Origin of the sequence: Mycobacterium asiaticum DSM 44297 (genome assembly GCF_000613245.1) — a bacterium.
Classification (GTDB): domain Bacteria; phylum Actinomycetota; class Actinomycetes; order Mycobacteriales; family Mycobacteriaceae; genus Mycobacterium; species Mycobacterium asiaticum.
On record NZ_HG964937.1, the window covers coordinates 1,592,336 to 1,609,944 of the forward strand.

A 17,609-nucleotide genomic window follows, 5' to 3' on the forward strand; every position below is an offset into this window, starting at 1 on the left:
ATTTACCCCCTGACCGGAGCGTTCGTCGAATGACTCTGTGCGACGGACTGTTCCGTCTATTCATGACCGTCACTCCTCCTCGAGTGCGGGAAGCACGAAGATCATGGCCGCCGCGGGATCGGCCTCAGCGACGACACCGCCAAGTGAACTCGCGACAGCGCCGCTGCTGCCGCCGGAAGTGGCTACGGTCGCACCCAGGGCCCGTCCGGCCAGGCTGGACAGGGCCATCTGGCCGAACACACCGGTCTCGCCCAGTGACGCGGTCGGAGCCGCTGCCGCCGCCAGATTGGCGGACAGGGTTTGGGCGACCGTCCGGATAGCGGGGGCGGCGGTGGTCCAACCTTGCGGCACGGACAGACCCCCGACCAGGGCGGCCCGGCCCATGGCACCGGAGGCTGCGCCGCCGACCGAAGTCGCGCTGCTCAGGTGCGGGGCGAGCGATTGCGCGATCGGCGCCAGCGTCCCGGAGATGGGTGCTGCCGGAGTCAAAAAGGCCTGCAAGCCTTGTCCGTTTTGGCCGTAGGCGTATACCTGGCCGAACGACAGGAACGGGCCGCCCGGGATGGAGGTGAAGCCCTGCAACGAGTAGGGCCCGGTAAGGACGCTGAATATCGAGTTGAAGTTCGTCAGGTCGGTCATCAATCCCGGCGGCAACGTCGCCGAAGCGATCTGCGGGAGCGCGAGTCCAGGCAGGAACGACGTCGACCCGGTGGTCGGTGACGCTGCAATCGTCGACGCGAGTCCTTGCAGCGCAGTCGGCAGCGAGCTGATCAGTTGACCCAACTGTGTGGTGACATCCCCACCGGTGGCGGCACCGGTGGCCTGTGACACTGCGGCCGCCTGCGCGGCCGTGCCGGCGTCATTAGTAGTCTGGGGTGGTTCGGTGAACGGCGTCAATTGCGTTGCCGTTGCCGATGATCCGGCGTAGGCATACATCGCGGCCGCATCCTGGGCCCACATCTCCGCATACAGCGCCTCGGTCGCCGCGATCGCCGGCGTGTTCTGGCCAAGGAAATTCGTGGCGATCAGGGCCAGCAGCTGCGCCCGGTTCGCCGCGATCACGGGAGGGGGAACCGTTGCGGCAAAGGCGGTTTCGTAGGCCGCCGCGGCGATCTTGGCTTGCGCGGCCGTCTGGTCGGCGCGAGTGGCGGTGGCCGAGATCCACGACACGAACGGCGCGACCGCAGCCGACATCGCAATCGCCGTGGGACCGTGCCACGACCCGGACGTCAGCCCCTCTAAAGTAGAGGCGTAAGCCGCTGCCGTGGAGTGCATTTCGGCGGCCAGCGCGTCCCATGCCACTGCGGCTGTCAACATCGGGCCGGCGCCTGGGCCGGTGTACATACGACCCGAGTTGATCTCAGGCGGTAGCGCCCCGTAGTCCATGCGTGTTTACCCCTTGTTCCGTCCGGCCTCAGACGGCAGCGCTGCCCCTGTGGTGAAGTTGCCCCCCACGGATCCGATGATTTCCGTGTATTTGTTCACACTTTCCATCGGCCCTATTTTCATTGCGTTTCTGCCGTGTAATCGCGAAGTGAACAAGAACTCTCACTTTCTCCCTAGAGCGCGTGATATCCCGCGCTAATAGATGACAATTGTGGCAAAGTGGCAGGTCAAACCGCTGAACAACAAACCTGCCTGGTTTGCGATAATTTGTTGACCGCTAATTCGAGGCGCGCAAAATTAACGCCATAATTAGACGAATGTGAAACTCGCTGGAACTAAGCGTGAATGCTGCCGATTAAGGCAGTGTCGGGGTCTCAGCGAGACCGCGGAAGGTGCCAATGTGCCGAATCACTATAGATATGCGAACCCCCATCCCTCCTCGCTCGTGCCTAAGCAGTCAGGAGACATGCTGTCGCCTGTTGCCCGGACACCGCCGATGCCACCACGCTCGCACGGAGTGTCACGACGAGTTCTCCTACCGGTGGTTAACAAACATATGCAAAAGGTTAAGGAACGGTATGCCAGAAGCGCTGTAACCAGCCTGCCTCATTGCTGGATGTTCGCTGAGAACCGTATTTCCGCAGGTCAGCTGCCTACCCTGCAGCCGGGGGCCGGGTAACGAAGGTGGGCTTGAACCCGTACTGCGGGACCGCGCGGCCGAATGGCTGGCTCGCGGCGGTGCCCAATGGGACGCCGGGCACGCCGGCCGGTCCTGCCGGTGGCGGCGCCACCATCGGCGTACCGCCCAGTGCGGAATGCAGCGGGCCGTTGAGCGGGGCGGACGCCGTCCAGGACGGCGGCACCGACAGTTTGCCGACAATGCCGGCATTGCCGGTGCCGGCGAAGACAAGGCCGCGCAATCCGCCGCCCGCGGCGTCGATCTGGCCAACGGCGGCCATGGCGCCGGGGGCGGCGACACTCTGTGCAGCGCCGGCCGCATCGGAGGTCGCTGACGTTCCCAACAGGCTAGACAGGGTGCCCACGGTGGCGCCCGGCGTGAATGCTCCGGTAGAAGTGATCGTGTTCCAGATGTTTGCGTTCGGTCCCCAGGTGTTGAGAAATCCCTCCAGCCCGCCTGGCCCGGGGCTGTTCGTGCCCGCCAGTGTCTGCAGTGCGCCCGGTACTGCCGAGATCAGTTGAGACAGCGTGCTCTGCTGGCCGGCCGCCGAGGCGCCGGCCTGGTTCACCGCCGCAGCCTGCGCTGCCGGCCCGGTCGGGCTGGTCGTCTGCGTCGGCTCGACGAAGGGGCTCAACTCCGTAGCTACGGCCGACGAGGCGGCATAGCCGTACATGGCGGCGGCGTCCTGTGCCCACATTTCGGCATATTGGGCCTCCGTCGCCGCGATCGCCGGGGTGTTCTGGCCCAAGATGTTCGTGGCGACCAACGCCGCGAGCTGGGCGCGATTTGCCGCGATCAGCGGCGGCGGCACGGTTGCGGCGAATGCTGCTTCATACGCGGCCGCGGCGGCCTCGGCTTGCGCTGCCGTCAGTTCAGTCGCGGTGGCCGTCGCGCTCATCCATGCGACGTAGGGAGCGGCCGCCGCGGCCATCGCCGTGGATGCCGGGCCGAACCATTCTTCGCCCGTCAGCGCCGACAGCACGGCCCCATAGGACAGCGCCGAAGCCTGTAGTTCCGTGGCGAGCCCCTTCCAGGCCGAAGCCGCGGCCAGCATCGGCCCCGAACCCGGTCCGGCGTACATGCGCGCGGAGTTGATTTCCGGCGGCAAGGCTGCAAAGTCCAGCACAGCGGTCATCGGTGGCCTCCCCCACTAATGCCACAATCCGATTTTGGGCAGCCGGTATCGCAAATTCACGCGACGAATTCGCGCACAGCAATTACGCGCGTCTGCGACAGAATTGAAAGCAGACGGCGATTAACGCCAGAGCCGATTCAGCTTGCGAATACAGCGCCCGGGTCGGATCGAAACGAAATGGTCGTCGATCTCGGATAGGAACTATCGCCGGGACTCACTCCGCTCTCACCTCCTTCGGGCCAGGGCACACGGGGATGCCATGCGCACGCCACATAGAGATGAGGCAACAGCGGCAAACCCGCTGCGCCAGCACCTCTCTCGACAGAGCTTTGGCACCACACGGCGTATCCGGCGGGTACCGGAAGCCACTTGGGCTCAACCCTTAAGCCGGGAAGAGCTGTCCTGACCCTGGGCGTCTTTCGACGTTCGAGGTCAGTGGCCTGTGTCCGTGCAGACGCCTCACCTAGCGAGGTGCATGCAAAGGCCATGGTGGCACTGAAGTCGGTAAGAGTCAACTCGGCACACTTACAAAAGCCGACTCGGACCCAAAACAATCACGAAACTTTATTTCGCGGGGCACGCACGAATTTATCGGCACAATTATCCGGCCGCGACCGGACGGGGCATGATGGTCAGCTTGAAGCCGTAGCGCGGACCGTTGCCCCAACTCCGCGCGTACGCGTTGGCGGCCGGCACGCCGGGCAGCCCCGGCGTGCCCGCCGCCGCCGGCGCCGCGCCGGTAGGTGCTGAAATCCCGGCGGGCACCGCGATGCCGCCGCGGCCGGGCACCTCGACGGCCGTCGTCCACGTCGGCGGCACCGACAACCGCCCGACCAAGGCTGCCTGGTTGGTGGCGGCACTCACTCCCCCGGCACCGGATTGCGCGCCGGTCAGTCCGGCGCTGACGGACGCGGCATCGGAGGCGGCGGGCGCGGCGGCCCCGGATCCGCCATCGGCCACCGCCTCGACGTCGGCTATCGAGTCGGTGATGGCGGGACTGATCACCGCGGGCGACACGTACTGGGCTGACACGAACCCGTTCAGCAGATCGGAGTTCAGGAATATCCCGTAGGGGTTGCCGTCGTTGCCGTCCAGGAAGTTCAGAATGTCGGCGAGTAGCCCCGTCTGCGGTAGGGAGTCGAAGGGCGATGCCTCCGCCGGCGAGGCGAGTTGTTGCAAGCTGGCCGGCACCGCGGACATCAGTTGCGGTAGTTCGCTCTGGGTGAGTCCGGACCCGGTGGCGTGAGCCACTGCAGCGGCTTGCCCGGCGGGTCCGGAAGGGTCGGTGACCAGTTCGGGTTCGGTGAAGGGCGTCAACGTTGCGGCATCGGCGGCGCTGACGGCATAGGCGTACATGGCGGTCGCATCCTGCGCCCACATCTCTGCGTATTCGGCTTCGGTCGCCGCGATGGCAGGGGTGTTGATACCCAGGAAATTGGTGGCGATCAGTGCCAGCAACCGGGCCCGGTTGGCGGCCACCACCGGTGGGGGCACCGTCATAGCGAACGCGGCCTCGAAGGCCGCCGCCGCAGCCGCGGCCTGACCGGCGGTCTGCTCGGCCTGCGAGCTGGTGACGCTGAGCCACATCACGTACGGCGCGGCCGCCGCGGCCATTGCCGCCGACGCCGGACCCAGCCACCCGTCACCGATCAGGGTCGCTATCACCGACTCGTAAGCCGTTGCGGTCAAACGCATTTCCGCGGCGACGGCGTCCCACGCCGTCATCGCGGCGAGCATCGGCGCTGCGCCGGGACCGGTGTACATGCGCAGCGAGTTGACTTCAGGCGGGAGTGCTCCGTAATCCAATACCAGCACCTCCTTAACCGACGGCGGTTCTCCCTCCTGTCAGCCGGCGGCCGGTGGGCGCCCCATGATTGTCGGACGGAAGCCGTAGCGCGGCGGATTGCCGAAGCTGTGGCCGTACATGCCCGGAGCGGGCATGCCGGGGAAACCGGGCACGCCGGAGGCGGCTGCCGGGGCGACGGCGGTGCTGGTCCACCCACCACCGGCGGTGGCTGCGCCGGCATGGTTGACCACCGAGGTGGCCGCGGTCCAGGTCTGCGGCACCGACAACCGACCGACCACCGCCGACTGGTTGACGCCGGCGGTCACGCCGCCGCCGCCCGTGGTGAAGGACGCCTCGGCCACATCCATCAACGGTGGAATGTTGGTGGGACTGGCCGGTGACGCGCCTGGTATCCAGGATGGGTTGCCTGAGCCGGAGCCCATCGGTGGCACCCCGGCTCCTTCCTCTGCGCCCAGGGCCACTGCGTTGATATCGGCCAGGCCGGCGAAGACCGCGGGGGCAACGATGGCCGGGCTGATATACCCGGCCGACACAAAACCGTTGACCAAGCTGGAATTCAGGAAGATCCCGTACGGATTACCGTCGTTGCCGTCCAGGAAATTCAAGATGTTGGCAAGCAGATCGGCTCCCGGGAAGGCTTCGGCCGTCGCCGCGGGTGCGGAAAGCCCCTGCAGGGTAGCCGGGACCGACGACATGAGCTGCGGAAGCTGCGACTGGGCCACGGTGCCCGTGGCGCTGCCGACCGCCTGGGTGACCGCCCCCGCCTGAGCCGCCTGCCCGGCCGGGTCGGTGACCTGCGCCGGCTGGGTGAATGGTGTCAGCGTCGAGGCCGCCGCCGAGCTGGTGGCGTAGCCGTACATCGCCGCCGCGTCCTGAGCCCACATCTCGCCGTAGGCGGCCTCGTTCGCCGCGATCGCGGGTGTGTTCTGGCCGAGCAGGTTGGTTGCGACGAGCATCTGCAACTGCGCGCGGTTGGCGGCGACGGCCGCGGGGGGCACCGTCATGGCGTACGCGGCCTCATAGGCCCCCGCCGCTGCCGCCGCCTGGCTGGCGGCCTCCTCGGCCTTCACCCCGGTGAGGCTCAGCCAGGTCAGATACGGGGTGATCGCGGACAGCATCGACTCCGATGCCGGACCCAGCCAGCCGTCACCGGTCAGCACGGAGATCACCGTGTCATACCCGGCGGCCGTTGCATGGAGTTCGGCGGCCAGCCGGTCCCAGGCGGCAACCGCGGCCAGCAAGGGCGCCGAACCGGGCCCGGTGTACATGCGCAACGAGTTGACTTCAGGTGGTAGCGCGCCGAAATCCACGGCAATCACCTCCCGTCCACGGCGTCGGGGTGCGAGGTGAATAGTGTTCTGACGCATGGATATTGAGCGAAAGGCATCGGACTCTCCTAAGGGATGGTCCGACCCAGCTACGGGCCTTGGCCGCTGTGGTGGTGTCGGGGTGCTTCCGAAAGCGTGGGTGCCGCGCGTCGGATAGGTGCGCCAGCCGATTCCGACGACGGGAAAGCGCCGTGACCGGATCGGGAAGGAATGGTCATCGAATTCGTACAGTCGCTGTTGATCGGCTCAGTGGGGCCCACCTCCCGTCACCGTCGGGGCACACGGGAGCGCCACCGTGATCGCACTTGTGCTCGTCCTGGTCCGAGTTGCACACAGCGTATCGGGCCAAAGCAGTAGCGGGGGGTTGTTAGGCAGATCAGATAAGCGTGCCGCGCGGGCGTTTTGCCGGGCGCCTGACGCCGTTATTTGGTCTTCTTCTCCGCGACCGCGGCGCTGAGGCCTTCGGCGAGATCTTCGCGGGTCAGCTCACGGAATCGGCGCATCTGCGCTTCGCTGAATTCCATGGAATCGCTGTTGAGCACCGCGTCGAGGTCTTCGTCGTCGAGCCGGAAGCTGCGGTGGTCACGCGCCTTCTCCACCACGTTCCGGACGAAGCCGGCATTGCCCAGCATGTCGATCCCGCGGATCAAATCGCCGTCCTCGGAGTAAGTCTCGTCGGAGTAGAACTTGGTGTACGACGGCAACAGGATGGCGGCCTCGTGCTCGGTGATGACGTCCTCGTTCTCCCGGCCCATCAGGATGGTCAACGCGACGAGTTCTTCCGGTGTGTAACTGAAGAATTCGATGACGGTCGAAAACCGCCGCCGCAGGCCCTGGTTCACCTCGAGCATCTTTTCCATCGCCTTGGCGTACCCGGCGCCGAACACCACGAGTTCGTCGCGATGGTTCTCCATGTAGAGCAGCAGCGTGTTGATGATGGCGTTACCGTACGGGTCACCCTGCGAGTAACCCTTCTCGTGCAGCGTGTGCATCTCGTCGAAGAACACCGCACCGCCGAGCGCTCCTTCGAGCATCTCTTCGCAGTTCTTCTCCGCGTCGGCCATGTAGCGGCCCAGCAGCTTGGTACGACTGGTCTCCACCACCAGCGGCTTGCGCAGCACCGTCAGCCCGCACAGCTGCTTGGTGAAAGCCCTTGCCACCGAGGTCTTTCCGGTTCCCGGTGGGCCCAGTAGCAGGGTGTGCCGCGACGTCACCGGAACCGGCAGCCCCATCTTGGCGCGCGCGAGGTTCACCTTCGTCGTCGACTTGATGAGCTTGATTTCCTTCTTGGCCTGCTCCATGCCGAGCATCGCGTTGAGCTCGGCGTCGCCCTCGGCCAGGTACTTCGCGGCCTCTTCGGCGTGCCGGGCGGCCTCGGCCTGCGCCCGCGTGGGTGCACTGTCCGGATCCCATGGATCCGTGCGCGCCTCAATGGTTTCCGGGTCGGTGAGCACCAACCGGAAATTGGGGTTGTCCAGCGCTTCGCGGGCAGGGGTGAACTTCGCGTCGCGGGAATACACCCGACGCAGCAGTTCGACGGCTTCCTCCTCACGGCCCACGTGGCGCAGGCACATGCCCTGGGTGTACAGGGCGATGTTCGCCGCGCCGGGCACGCGGTCGCCTTCGATGGCTTCCTGCCCCCGTCGGAATGCCTCCTCGAACACCCCGAGGGAGGCCAGCGCCGTAGTGGCCATCGCGGCTCCCGCCGCCTTCAGTTCCGGATGACGCCACGGAGTGGCTTCGGGGAACTGGGCCAGCACATCCGGCCACCGCTTGGTGCGGAAGTAGAGCACCCCTCGCACGTAGCTCACGAGTTCCGAATCGAACGGGTGCCGTGGTTCGGTCGCGTCGAGCAGGTCCGCGGCCTCTTTGTACCGCTTGTTCTCGGCAAGCACCGCCGCGTAAGCACAGGCCAGCGAGTCCACACTGGTCACCGCCAGCCGCAGGAACAGCCCGTCGGAAACCTCCGGCCGGAACTGCAAATCCGTCACGCCGAGGCGACGGGTCTCCCATCCGAACGTCCGTACCGCCGCCCACGCGCCCGCGAGCACCTCGAGGCTCTGGTCACCGGCGAGTATCCGCGCCAGCCAGGCGTCGCACATCCCGGGATCCAGCGTGGTGGCAGTCGTGAACATCTGCGCCGCAACCTGCGGATTGTGGCTGGGCTGCAGGCCGTTGACGGAAATTCCGGATGCCAGCAGGCCGGCCACCATGGCGTTTCTGGCATCTTCGGCGGTCGACTGCGTGCGCGTCATTGCGTTGCTGAGCTGATGGCGTGCTCCGGCTCAGGACCCACTGGTAATTCCAGCTCGTCGTGGTCTCGTAAGTCGCGGCCCGGCACGACTAGGGGCGAACGGGTGGAGGGGGCCGGCAGACTGGCCCGCACCGCGGCCAGCTGGCGTCCGGTGAGCCGGTTGAGGCCCGTGGAAAGTTGCCTGGGCAGCCTGGATTCGCTGTGGTAGCGCACCCACGCCGACAGCCGCGGCCGTCCGTCGTGCGTCGCCAGGCGCAAGGTGAGCACGGTCGCGCCCACTTCGGGGGCGTCCGACAGCCACACGTCGGCCAGTGTCGCCGAGTCGATGTCCGTCGGCGTCACCCAGAAGCTTGTGACGAATCCGTTGAAGTGCTTGAGGTGTCGCCACCCCGGCCGGCTCCAGGTCGGTTCCAGGTCGGCAAGCACCGCGCTGTCCACCTCGGCGAGCTCATCGGCGGTCAACGGACGGGCGGCACAGCTCTGCCCGTCGAGATCCTGGACCAACCGCTCGGTGGCCGCCACTATCGTCGAGGCCAGCGAATCGCGGCACACCACGGCCTCCACGTTGCGCAGCGGATTCATCCGCAACACCAGCCAGGTCCGCCTGCGGTTGCCGCCGGGTTGATCCCCGACCATCCCCCACTCTTCGGGCCCCCACTCCTCCAGCGAGGCCGACGCCTTCGCGGCGGCCGCGCCGCCGCGCACCTGCACCGAAACGATGTCGATGGCGTCGAGGTGAATGTCGAACTGCCGCAGCCCATCTGCGACCGCCGCTACCGGCAGTATCGGGACCGACCCGGTGCGATGCCGGTGCCGGCCGGACGGGTCGGCATCGCCGCCGCCCACCTCGACAACCGTCACGAGCTGACCGAGGTACTCCCGGACCCCGACCGTGTCGCGCCCGAACCGTCGCTTGTAGTCGACGGCCGGCGTGCATCCGGCACCCAGGGCGGTACCCGGGTCGGCGGACCAATCCCACAGCCAGTTGGCGACGCCGCTGGTGACCGTGATCCCGTGATAGGTGACCAGCGACAGTAGCGTCACCAGGACGGCGATACCGACGCCGATCCACCATGCAATCCGGTTCTCGCCCTGCCACGAGTCGGGAGCGTGGCTGGCGAGCACCAAGATCAGCACGTCAGCCAGGAATACCGCGGTCAGACGTGGCCATGACAACGCCAACCCTAACTTCCGCTGTGCCTTCATTGCTGTTTCCGCGATCGTCGCATCAAAGTCGCTGTACCGAACACTGCTCCGCCTATCAATAGTGCCGCAGTCAGGCCCCCGGTGGCCACCCACACCGGCGTCATATTGCGCGGTGCGGGCGCCTTCGGCAGCGACAGCGGCGCCGAAAGTTGCTTGGGTGCTTCGGGCGGTCCCTTCGGGACATCCCAGGTCAGTGCGGCTACGGGGTCAACCACACCGTATCCGACCTGATTGTCCACCCCCCGCGCGGGCGCCCTGGCGGTGTGGATCAGGCGTTGCATGACCTGGTAAGCCGACAAGTCCGGGAACTTCGCACGCACCAGCGCGGCCACACCCGAAACGATCGCCGTGGCGAAGCTGGTCCCGGCCGGCACCAGCAACGTGTTGTCCGGGCCGTCGATCGCGTTGATCAGGCCGTCGTCGCGGGGCGAAAGTCCCATGACGTCGGTTCCCGGTGCCGACAGCGACACCCAGGGCCCGGCGATGCTCATCTGCGACAGCGGTTGACCGTTGGTGTCGACCGCGCCGACGGTCAGCACGTAGTCACTGAACCACGACGGCGTCACGACGGTGGTGACGGAATTCCACACCCGCGGGTCATTGGGCGACAACGGGTCGAAGATCGGATTTTGCTTGCAGTCCTTCTTGCTGTTGTCACCGGCCGCGGCCACGATCAACGCGTTCTTGTCGACCGCGGCGTAGTGCACCGCGGCACCCAGGGCGCGCTGGTCGATGATGTTGCGAGCACTCATGCAGGTCACGTCGGAGATGTTGATGATCGACGCGCCCATGTTGGCAGCATGCACGATCGCGCGCGCCATGGTCTGCACATTGTCGATCTTGGCGGCCGTCTGCGGATCTTCGTCGCCGGTGTAGGCGTCCTTGAGACCGAAGGCCTGGCTCGACTGGCGGATCGAGATCAGCTCGACATCGGGGGCCACCCCACTGAAGGCATCGGGTGCCGGTCCGGGCGGGGCAGGCAGTGCCGGCGCCGCCGTGGGACTGGGTGGCGGCGCGGGCGACGATGTCGACGGCGCTGACGACGAGGTCGAGGGCGCTGACGATGAAGGCGCAGTTGACGGCGTCGGCGAGGTTGACGGCGTTGGTGCCAGCGGGCGCGGGTGGTCGACGGGTTGCACCCGGGCGCCGCCCGAGTAACCCGGAATCGTCACTGTGCCGCCGCCTCGATTGCCGGACGGAGCCTGACCCGGACCTGGTGCCGGTCCGGGTCCGGCACCCTCGCTCGGGGGCGGGGGCGCCGGGATCACCGTGATCGTTGGGCCGGGCACCGGTGACAACGTCACGGTCTGCGGTGGCGGCGGCTTCTCGGTTGTCGGCACGGTGACCGGCCGGCGCGGCGACGCCGGCGGCGGCGCGGCCCCCGCTGGCGGGCGCGGCGCCGATCATCGAGGCGACCAGGGTGCCGTGCGCGTCGCAGTCCGACAGCCCGTCACCGCCGGCCATCACGTAGTCGCCGCCGGGGATCAGCCGCGGCAGCCGCGGGTGTGGCGTCACGCCGGTGTCGATGACCGCGACCTTGATACCTTCGCCCCGGCCGAACTGCCACGCCTCGTTGAGGTTGAGCATCTCCATGTACTTCGGCGGAATCTTGAAGTCCGTGCCCGGCATGACCCCTACTTCGGTGCAGTAGGAGTTCTGCTTGGTCGGCGCGATTGGGCCCGGGGGGCTGTCGGGCGGCAACGCCCCCGGGTCGATCGCCGGCGGCGTGATCGCGTGCGCCGGCGGCATGCCGGCCAGTGCACCAACTGTCAGCAGCATCGCGGCGACGGTCGCGCTGGTCGCGCGACCCCGCCACGATCGGCTGCTAACGGTATCGAATGGCTGCATAGACGTTCATCAACCACAATGCCAGCGGGAAGATCGGGATCAAGCAGATGTACTCGAGCCACTCTACGAACTTCCGGAACAGCGGGCTGTAGATCGTGTTCGGCACCACCGCTGCGGCCGTCATCCCCGCCGCGGGAAGCAGCACCAGAATCGCGGCCGAAACCGACACCGCCAGCGGCGAGGCCAGCACGAACGCGTACCGCACCAGCACCGCGGCGATGATGATCACGCCGGTGGCGGCCAGCGTGATGGCCTGCCAGCGGTCTACGTACGAGCGACCGCGCAGCAACAGGAAGCCGGCGGTGAAGCTTGCCAGGATCAGCGGCAGCCAACGCTCGCTGGCGTGCGGGTTGCACAGCGCGCTCAGGCAGATGACCACCAGCACGCCGAGGCCCACCAGCAGACCGCTCAAGAAGGAACGGGCACGCTCGGCCTGCAGCAGCACGTCGCGGACCGAAGCAGGTCCTTCCAGGGTCGGCGGACCGCCCTCCGAGCGCACCACGGTGGTCGGCAGGTCGGGCCGGGCCTCGAAGACCCATCGGCTGGTGGCCGATGGGAACACCGGTAGCCGGATCCCGGCCAGGCGGCGGGACAGGGCCGGCGCGGCGTGGTAGAGGATGACACTGGTCAGCAGCAGGCAGGCCAGCATGGTCACCGCGCTGGTGCCCGCGACCATGCGGGCCACGCTGGCGATCGTCGCCAGTGCGGTGATGGTGACGACCGCGGTGTAGATCGCCAGTCGGCGACCGGTGAACTTCAACGCCAGCGTCGCAGCGACCGCGCTGACTCCGAAGCCCAGCACCGCGTTCGGGGACCCGACCGGGCCGGGTGGTGCCGCGGCGGCCGCCACGGTGAGCGGCACCAGCCCGCTCATCAGCAGGATGTCGGCCACACGGCGGTCGGCGTCCGTCTTGGCGCGCATCAGCAGCAGCATGCTGACCGCCAGCACCAGCACGGCGATGATCGAGGTGAAGATCGTGGTCAACCACGAGTTGTGGTGCCAGCGCCACCAGCCGAGCACACCGGAGGCCAGCACCACGCCGGTGGCCACCATCGCGGCACCCACCTGGACGGCGACGACGGGGTCGATCGCGGCGAAACGCTTGCTCAGGTTGGCCGAGACCGCCGTCGAGATGTGCTCGATGACCTGCGAGCGGTGTTCGCCGTCCGGAATGAACCGGATCCACAGGCGGTCACCGTCGTAGACGTCCTGCTCGGTCAGCGATTGCGTGGCGCGCAGCGGCGAGCCGTCTACCAGGCACAGCGCCCAGCGGCCCCGGCCGGTCGCTTCCAGCGGAGTCTCGCCGAGCTCCCGAAGCCGGCTGTTGACCACCTTGAGCAGCGGATCGGTCATCACCGAGACTGGGGCGTTGGCGTCCAGCAATACGCCGATCTGAACACCTTCGCCGGCCATGATGCCGATGACGACGGCCCTGGGCGACGAAACGCCCTCAACGTCAGTCTGTGGCGCATCAGCTACTGCGGTCATCGTCCTGCACCCCCTGCCTTTGCAATCGTGCTAATGAGTGTCGGTAACGCGGGCGGCTGCATCGGTGTATTCACCGAGGCGCCGTAACCCTTTTGGAGTTGCGGCTGGACTGACTCCGATTTCATTTGCCTCGCCTCGCGGTCAATAGTTGTGGTTGACGTGTGGTTTTTCAGTTTTGGCAGCTTGCTCCACAGCAGTATGCCGTGTTGGCATCCAGCTCGCATTTTATGTTCAAAAATGTTGTCGCACTGCGCGTCTCGTAACAGCGCTGTTAAACCCTGCTATGCGTTTTCCACTCGCCATACGGCAAAGTGTCCAAAACTGTCTTTACACCCACTTGCACGAGTTGCGGAGTGGCCGGGCAGATAGCCAGCCACGCTTCGCCGGAGCCGGCCGTGCGGGCCTGCTGGTAGAGCGCGATGCGCCCGCCGGACCCGTCCTTGAGGGACAGGACCGAGGCGCTGGGACCCTTCGCGTCGTCCCGGTACTGCCGGGCGTACACCGCAACCTCGGCCGCGGGGTCGGACAGGGCCTGACCGAGCGCGGCCACCGTGGAGGCACTGATGCCCATGCGCCGCAGATCGCCACCGGAGAAGACGTTGAAGCCCGATTCCTGCCACGACTTGGTGGCCTCGAGCATCTCCTCGAGCGGGACGTTGACGGCGTTGATCGCCGCCGGATCCGCGTGGTGAATGGACTCGAGGCCGTCCATCACCAGGGCGGCGATGGAGGCGCTGTCCGAGACGGTGACGTCGTCCACCGTGATGTCGTTGCCTACCCGGACCGCGGAAACCCAGTGCTGGCCACGCCGGGCCAGGACCACGCGGAACTCGTTGTCGGGGATGTCCCGGGAACCGGGAACCTGGTTCTCCTCCTCGACCACGCCGTAGAGCAGTTTGCCGCGGGACAGCAGTGCGACGACTTCGAGATCAGGCGCGGCGAGCACTTTCATCCTGGCCGCCACATGCTCGTTGACCTGGTCGCCGACCACGATGCCCTGCTCGCGCATCACCGCCATACCGGGGTGCTCGTTGAGCCAGTCGTTGTTGTCGGTGGAAACATACGGCCGGCACCGAAGTTCGGGTGCGACGTGCCGAATGTCCAGCAATGCCTGAAGCATCCAGAAACCGTCTACGTTGACGGTGATGTCGGTGCGGGTGCTCTGTTGATCCATCCCTACCCTCTGTGGTCCTCAGTCATGCGATATCCAATTGACTGCAAGGCACAGCAGCACACCGTCTTGCTTTGGTGTGCTGCCGCGCCCGCAGTTTCAGTTGTTAGGCCCAGCTGGAGCCGACGGCGCTGTCCGTCTGCGCCATGTTGCTGCCGGCGCTCTGAACCTTCTGGCCGTGCTGGTTGGCCTGCTCGTAGATCACCTGGAAGTTGCGGCCCAACTGGGCGATGAACTCCTGGCAAGCCACCGAACCGGCGCCGCCCCAGAAGTCACCGGCAGCCAGCACATCGCGAACGATGGCCTGGTGCTCGGCCTCCAAGTTGGCGGCCTGGGCGCGGATGAGCGCACCGTGCGCGTCAACATCCCCGAACTGGTAATTGATGGTCATTGAAGTTTTCTCCTAACGTGAAAAAGCGTACGCAGCGAGTAGCTGGATGGCTAGCTGGACAGGATTTGCTGGGAGGCCTGCTCTTGCTGCTCGTAGTTGTTCGCGTCGCGGATCAGTCCGTCACGCACGCCGTGCAGCATGTTCACAATGTTGCGGAAGGCCTGGTTCATCTGGCTCATGGTGTCCAGCGAGGTGGCCTGGGCCATACCGCTCCAGCCCGCACCGGCGATGTTCTGCGAGGACGCCCACATCCGGCGAGCTTCGTCCTCGACGGTCTGAGCGTGGGTCTCGAAGCGGCCCGCCATGTCCCGCATAGCGTGCGGGTCGGTCATAAAACGCGTAGTCACGTGATAACTCCTTCTTCTGCTACTTGATGCCTTGATGTCTTGAAAGACGCGATGGCCGATCGGCTGCAAGGTGCAACTACCGACCGGAGAAAATCGGACTGTCCTCCTTTTCCGTCAGCCGGTGGCCACCGGGCTTCGTAGCGGTCGGAAGGTTGTCGATCCCAGACTCCGTTGTCTGAGTGACGGCGAATGCAGGTGAACCGAAGCAACGGGCCCCGACCAGGCCGGAAACTTCGGACTCACCGCCAGGTGGGAGGGCGCCAAGAACTTCACTTCTGTGGCTGTCCATCCCAAGTCTGTGCGATCTCGAACTGTCGGCGCTCGTCAGCCGGCCGCGGCCGCGTTGGCGGCTTCGGTCGCCGCGTACGAACCCGAACTGGTGGTCAAGGTGTTCACGAACATCTCGTGGATCGCGGCGGCCTGCGCACTGACGGCCTGGTACATCTGCGCGTGCGCGGCGAACTGAGCAGCGGTCAGGGCCGACACCTCGTCAGCCGCGGCCGGGACCACACCGGTGGTCGGCGCCGCAGCGGCGGCGTTCTGTGCACTCATCGTGGTGCCGATGCCCTGCAGGTTGCCGGCCGCAGCGGCCAGCGCCTCGGGCTGTGTGGTGACGAATGACATGCTATTTCCTCCCTTAATCACCCCAACGTCCAGTCTCTGCCACAGAGAGTAGATGACTGTGTGGTGCACGGTCGCGTTCGATGCCGCCAGTTCGCAATTGTTCACTCGGCGGCAATACGAATTCACCTGCTGTAACGACACATTAACAGCGTCTGACCTGCTCCGTAGGCTCCTGACAGAGACTTCACAGGACCGGCGCGGCCACGCTCCGGTGACGAGCCGTCCAAAGCCCACTGACCTGCGCGTATGTCCGCCGGCAGGCGACGGCGCGGAAAAAATCTGCCGTGCAACAACACCGCGGCGCGTCCCGAGGGTCATCGGTGCCCGCGCACTATATATATGTGCCCGACGTGCACGGCGGTCATCCGGCGAACGGCGGTCGCGCCATCACGGTGGGCCGGAAGCCGTATTTTTGACCCGCACCGGCCGCGCTGGCGCCCGCGCCCGCCCCGGCCAGCGGCAAGCCGCCCATCAGGTTCCCGGCCGCCGATTCCGGGACTGCGCTGATCGTGCTGACCGGCAAGGGCGCCGCGTGGCTGACCGGCGGCGCCAGTGAGGCGATCGTGGCCGGCACGGACAGCTTCCCGACGGCGGCCGCCTGGCCCATGCCGGCGCCGATGCCCCCGCTCCCGAGCAGGCCGCCCAAACCACCCAGCCCGTGGGCGGCGCCGCCCGCGGCGGCCGACGCTGCCGCGGGTGCCAGCCCCTTGCTGAGCGATAGCAGCGTGTTGGCCATACCGGTGGAGAAATAAGGCAGTCCCTCGATGTTGTACGCCGGGCCGGCGAAGTTCCGGAATACACCCACGAACCACGAGGGGTTGATGGCGTTGCTCCCACCGAGGCCCGAGGCGAGCGAACCGGCGATCGAATTGGCCGGGAAGGTCATGAAATTCGCCGAGGTCGACGACAACGTCGGCAGCCCCAGCAGGTTGAACCACTGGGCGAACATCGGGTCGGTTGCCGGGTTAGCCAGCGCCGTCAGCGCGGTGTTGATCTGATTGACGAGGTTGTTCAGGGCGTCGGTGGCTGATTCGGCTGGCGCCGCGGCGGCCTGGGCTACCGCGACGGATTGCGCCGCCGATGCGGCCGGGTTCGCCACCTGCGGCGGCTGCGCGAACGGCGTCACCTTGGCGGCGGTGGCCGATGAGCTCGCGTACTGATACATCGTCGCGGCGTTCTGCGCCCACATCTCGGCGTACTGCGCCTCCAGCGTCGCGATCACGTTGTTGTTCTGGCCGAGCACATTGGTGGCGAGCGCTTGGGAAAGCAGGGCCCGGTTCTCAGCGATCAGGGCCGGCGGCACTGTCGAGGCGAAGGCCGTCTCGTATGCCCCCGCCGCCGCGCTGGCCTTGCTGGCGGCCTCCTGTGCCTGCGCGGCCGTTTGATTCATCCAGGCCACATACGGCGTTGCTGCTTGGGCCATCGATGCCGACGCCGGCCCCAGCCACTCCTCGCCGGTCAGCGAGGTGATGACGGCGTCGTAGGCCGTCGCGGTCGACGACAGCTCCGCGGCCAGGCCATTCCATGCGGACGCGGCGGCCATCATCGGTCCCGAACCCGGCCCGGTGTACATCATCGCGGAGGTGAACTCAGGCGGTAACGACCCAAAATCCATGTCAGCGCCCTTAACGGCTCGCGGCCGCGTTGGCGGCCTCGGTGGCTGCATACGACCCCGCGCTGGTGCTCAGGGTGTTGACGAACAGCTCGTGGATGGCCGCCGCCTGTGCGCTGACCGCCTGGTAGAGCTGGGCGTGCGCGGCGAACTGCGCCGCGGTGAGCGCCGACACCTCGTCAGCGGCGGCCGGCACCACGCCCGTCGTCGGGGCAGCCGATGCCGCGTTCTGGGCATCCAGAGCCGTGCCGATCCCTTGCAGGCTGGCGGCTGCCGCTGTCAGGGCTTCCGGCTGTGTGGTCACGTACGACATGTGTTTCTCCTCGGTTCGG

At 66.7% G+C, this 17,609-nt stretch carries 13 protein-coding genes, 1 pseudogene and 1 riboswitch; all 14 genes and pseudogenes read right to left on the minus strand.

Features of this window, described 5'->3' with window-relative positions; genetic code table 11:
- Window positions 1-69 precede the first annotated feature (69 nt).
- Window positions 70-1,386 carry a PPE family protein gene (locus BN972_RS17825; RefSeq protein ID WP_036360325.1) on the minus strand — a complete coding sequence of 439 codons (1,317 nt, stop codon included), beginning with the start codon at window positions 1,384-1,386 and terminating at the stop codon, window positions 70-72.
- Between the two features lie 653 nt (window positions 1,387-2,039).
- Window positions 2,040-3,200: a PPE family protein gene (locus BN972_RS17830; RefSeq protein WP_036360327.1), complete on the minus strand. Its 1,161-nt coding sequence runs from the start codon at window positions 3,198-3,200 to the stop codon at window positions 2,040-2,042.
- Window positions 3,201-3,506: 306 nt separating this feature from the next.
- A riboswitch (M-box (ykoK) riboswitch) is annotated at window positions 3,507-3,678 on the minus strand.
- Window positions 3,679-3,800: 122 nt separating this feature from the next.
- Window positions 3,801-5,006, minus strand: coding sequence for a PPE family protein (locus BN972_RS17835; protein WP_036361184.1), 1,206 nt, complete (start codon window positions 5,004-5,006; stop codon window positions 3,801-3,803).
- A 39-nt stretch (window positions 5,007-5,045) separates the two neighbouring features.
- Window positions 5,046-6,317, minus strand: coding sequence for a PPE family protein (locus BN972_RS17840; protein ID WP_036361186.1), 1,272 nt, complete (start codon window positions 6,315-6,317; stop codon window positions 5,046-5,048).
- A gap of 440 nt (window positions 6,318-6,757) precedes the next feature.
- On the minus strand, window positions 6,758-8,590 hold the full coding sequence (gene eccA / locus BN972_RS17845; protein WP_036360329.1) for a type VII secretion AAA-ATPase EccA: 1,833 nt from the start codon (window positions 8,588-8,590) through the stop codon (window positions 6,758-6,760).
- Window positions 8,587-9,795: a type VII secretion protein EccE gene (gene eccE, locus BN972_RS17850; RefSeq protein WP_036360331.1), complete on the minus strand. Its 1,209-nt coding sequence runs from the start codon at window positions 9,793-9,795 to the stop codon at window positions 8,587-8,589. The genes eccA and eccE overlap by 4 nt, the downstream gene beginning before the upstream one ends.
- Window positions 9,792-11,643 (minus strand): annotated as a pseudogene (gene mycP / locus BN972_RS17855) (type VII secretion-associated serine protease mycosin). Before mycP ends, eccE begins: the two are co-directional and overlap by 4 nt.
- On the minus strand, window positions 11,621-13,132 hold the full coding sequence (eccD, locus tag BN972_RS17860) for a type VII secretion integral membrane protein EccD (protein ID WP_036360333.1): 1,512 nt from the start codon (window positions 13,130-13,132) through the stop codon (window positions 11,621-11,623). Before eccD ends, mycP begins: the two are co-directional and overlap by 23 nt.
- A 271-nt stretch (window positions 13,133-13,403) precedes the next feature.
- Window positions 13,404-14,306, minus strand: coding sequence for an ESX secretion-associated protein EspG (locus BN972_RS17865; protein WP_036360335.1), 903 nt, complete (start codon window positions 14,304-14,306; stop codon window positions 13,404-13,406).
- Window positions 14,307-14,409: 103 nt separating this feature from the next.
- Entirely contained in the window at window positions 14,410-14,694 is a 285-nt protein-coding gene (locus BN972_RS17870) for a WXG100 family type VII secretion target (RefSeq protein WP_036360337.1), read from the minus strand.
- Between the two features lie 50 nt (window positions 14,695-14,744).
- Entirely contained in the window at window positions 14,745-15,041 is a 297-nt protein-coding gene (locus tag BN972_RS17875; protein WP_065034164.1) for a WXG100 family type VII secretion target, read from the minus strand.
- Window positions 15,042-15,365: 324 nt separating this feature from the next.
- Window positions 15,366-15,665 (minus strand): type VII secretion system ESX-5 target PE19, encoded by a 300-nt coding sequence (locus BN972_RS17880; protein ID WP_036361188.1) that lies wholly within the window; start codon window positions 15,663-15,665, stop codon window positions 15,366-15,368.
- 361 nt (window positions 15,666-16,026) lie between these two features.
- Complete coding sequence (locus BN972_RS17885; protein ID WP_036360341.1) at window positions 16,027-17,280, minus strand: PPE family protein; 1,254 nt, start codon at window positions 17,278-17,280, stop codon at window positions 16,027-16,029.
- A 10-nt stretch (window positions 17,281-17,290) separates the two neighbouring features.
- A complete protein-coding gene (locus BN972_RS17890; protein ID WP_036360343.1) occupies window positions 17,291-17,590 on the minus strand; it encodes a PE family protein in 300 nt (99 codons plus the stop codon).
- Window positions 17,591-17,609: the final 19 nt, after the last annotated feature.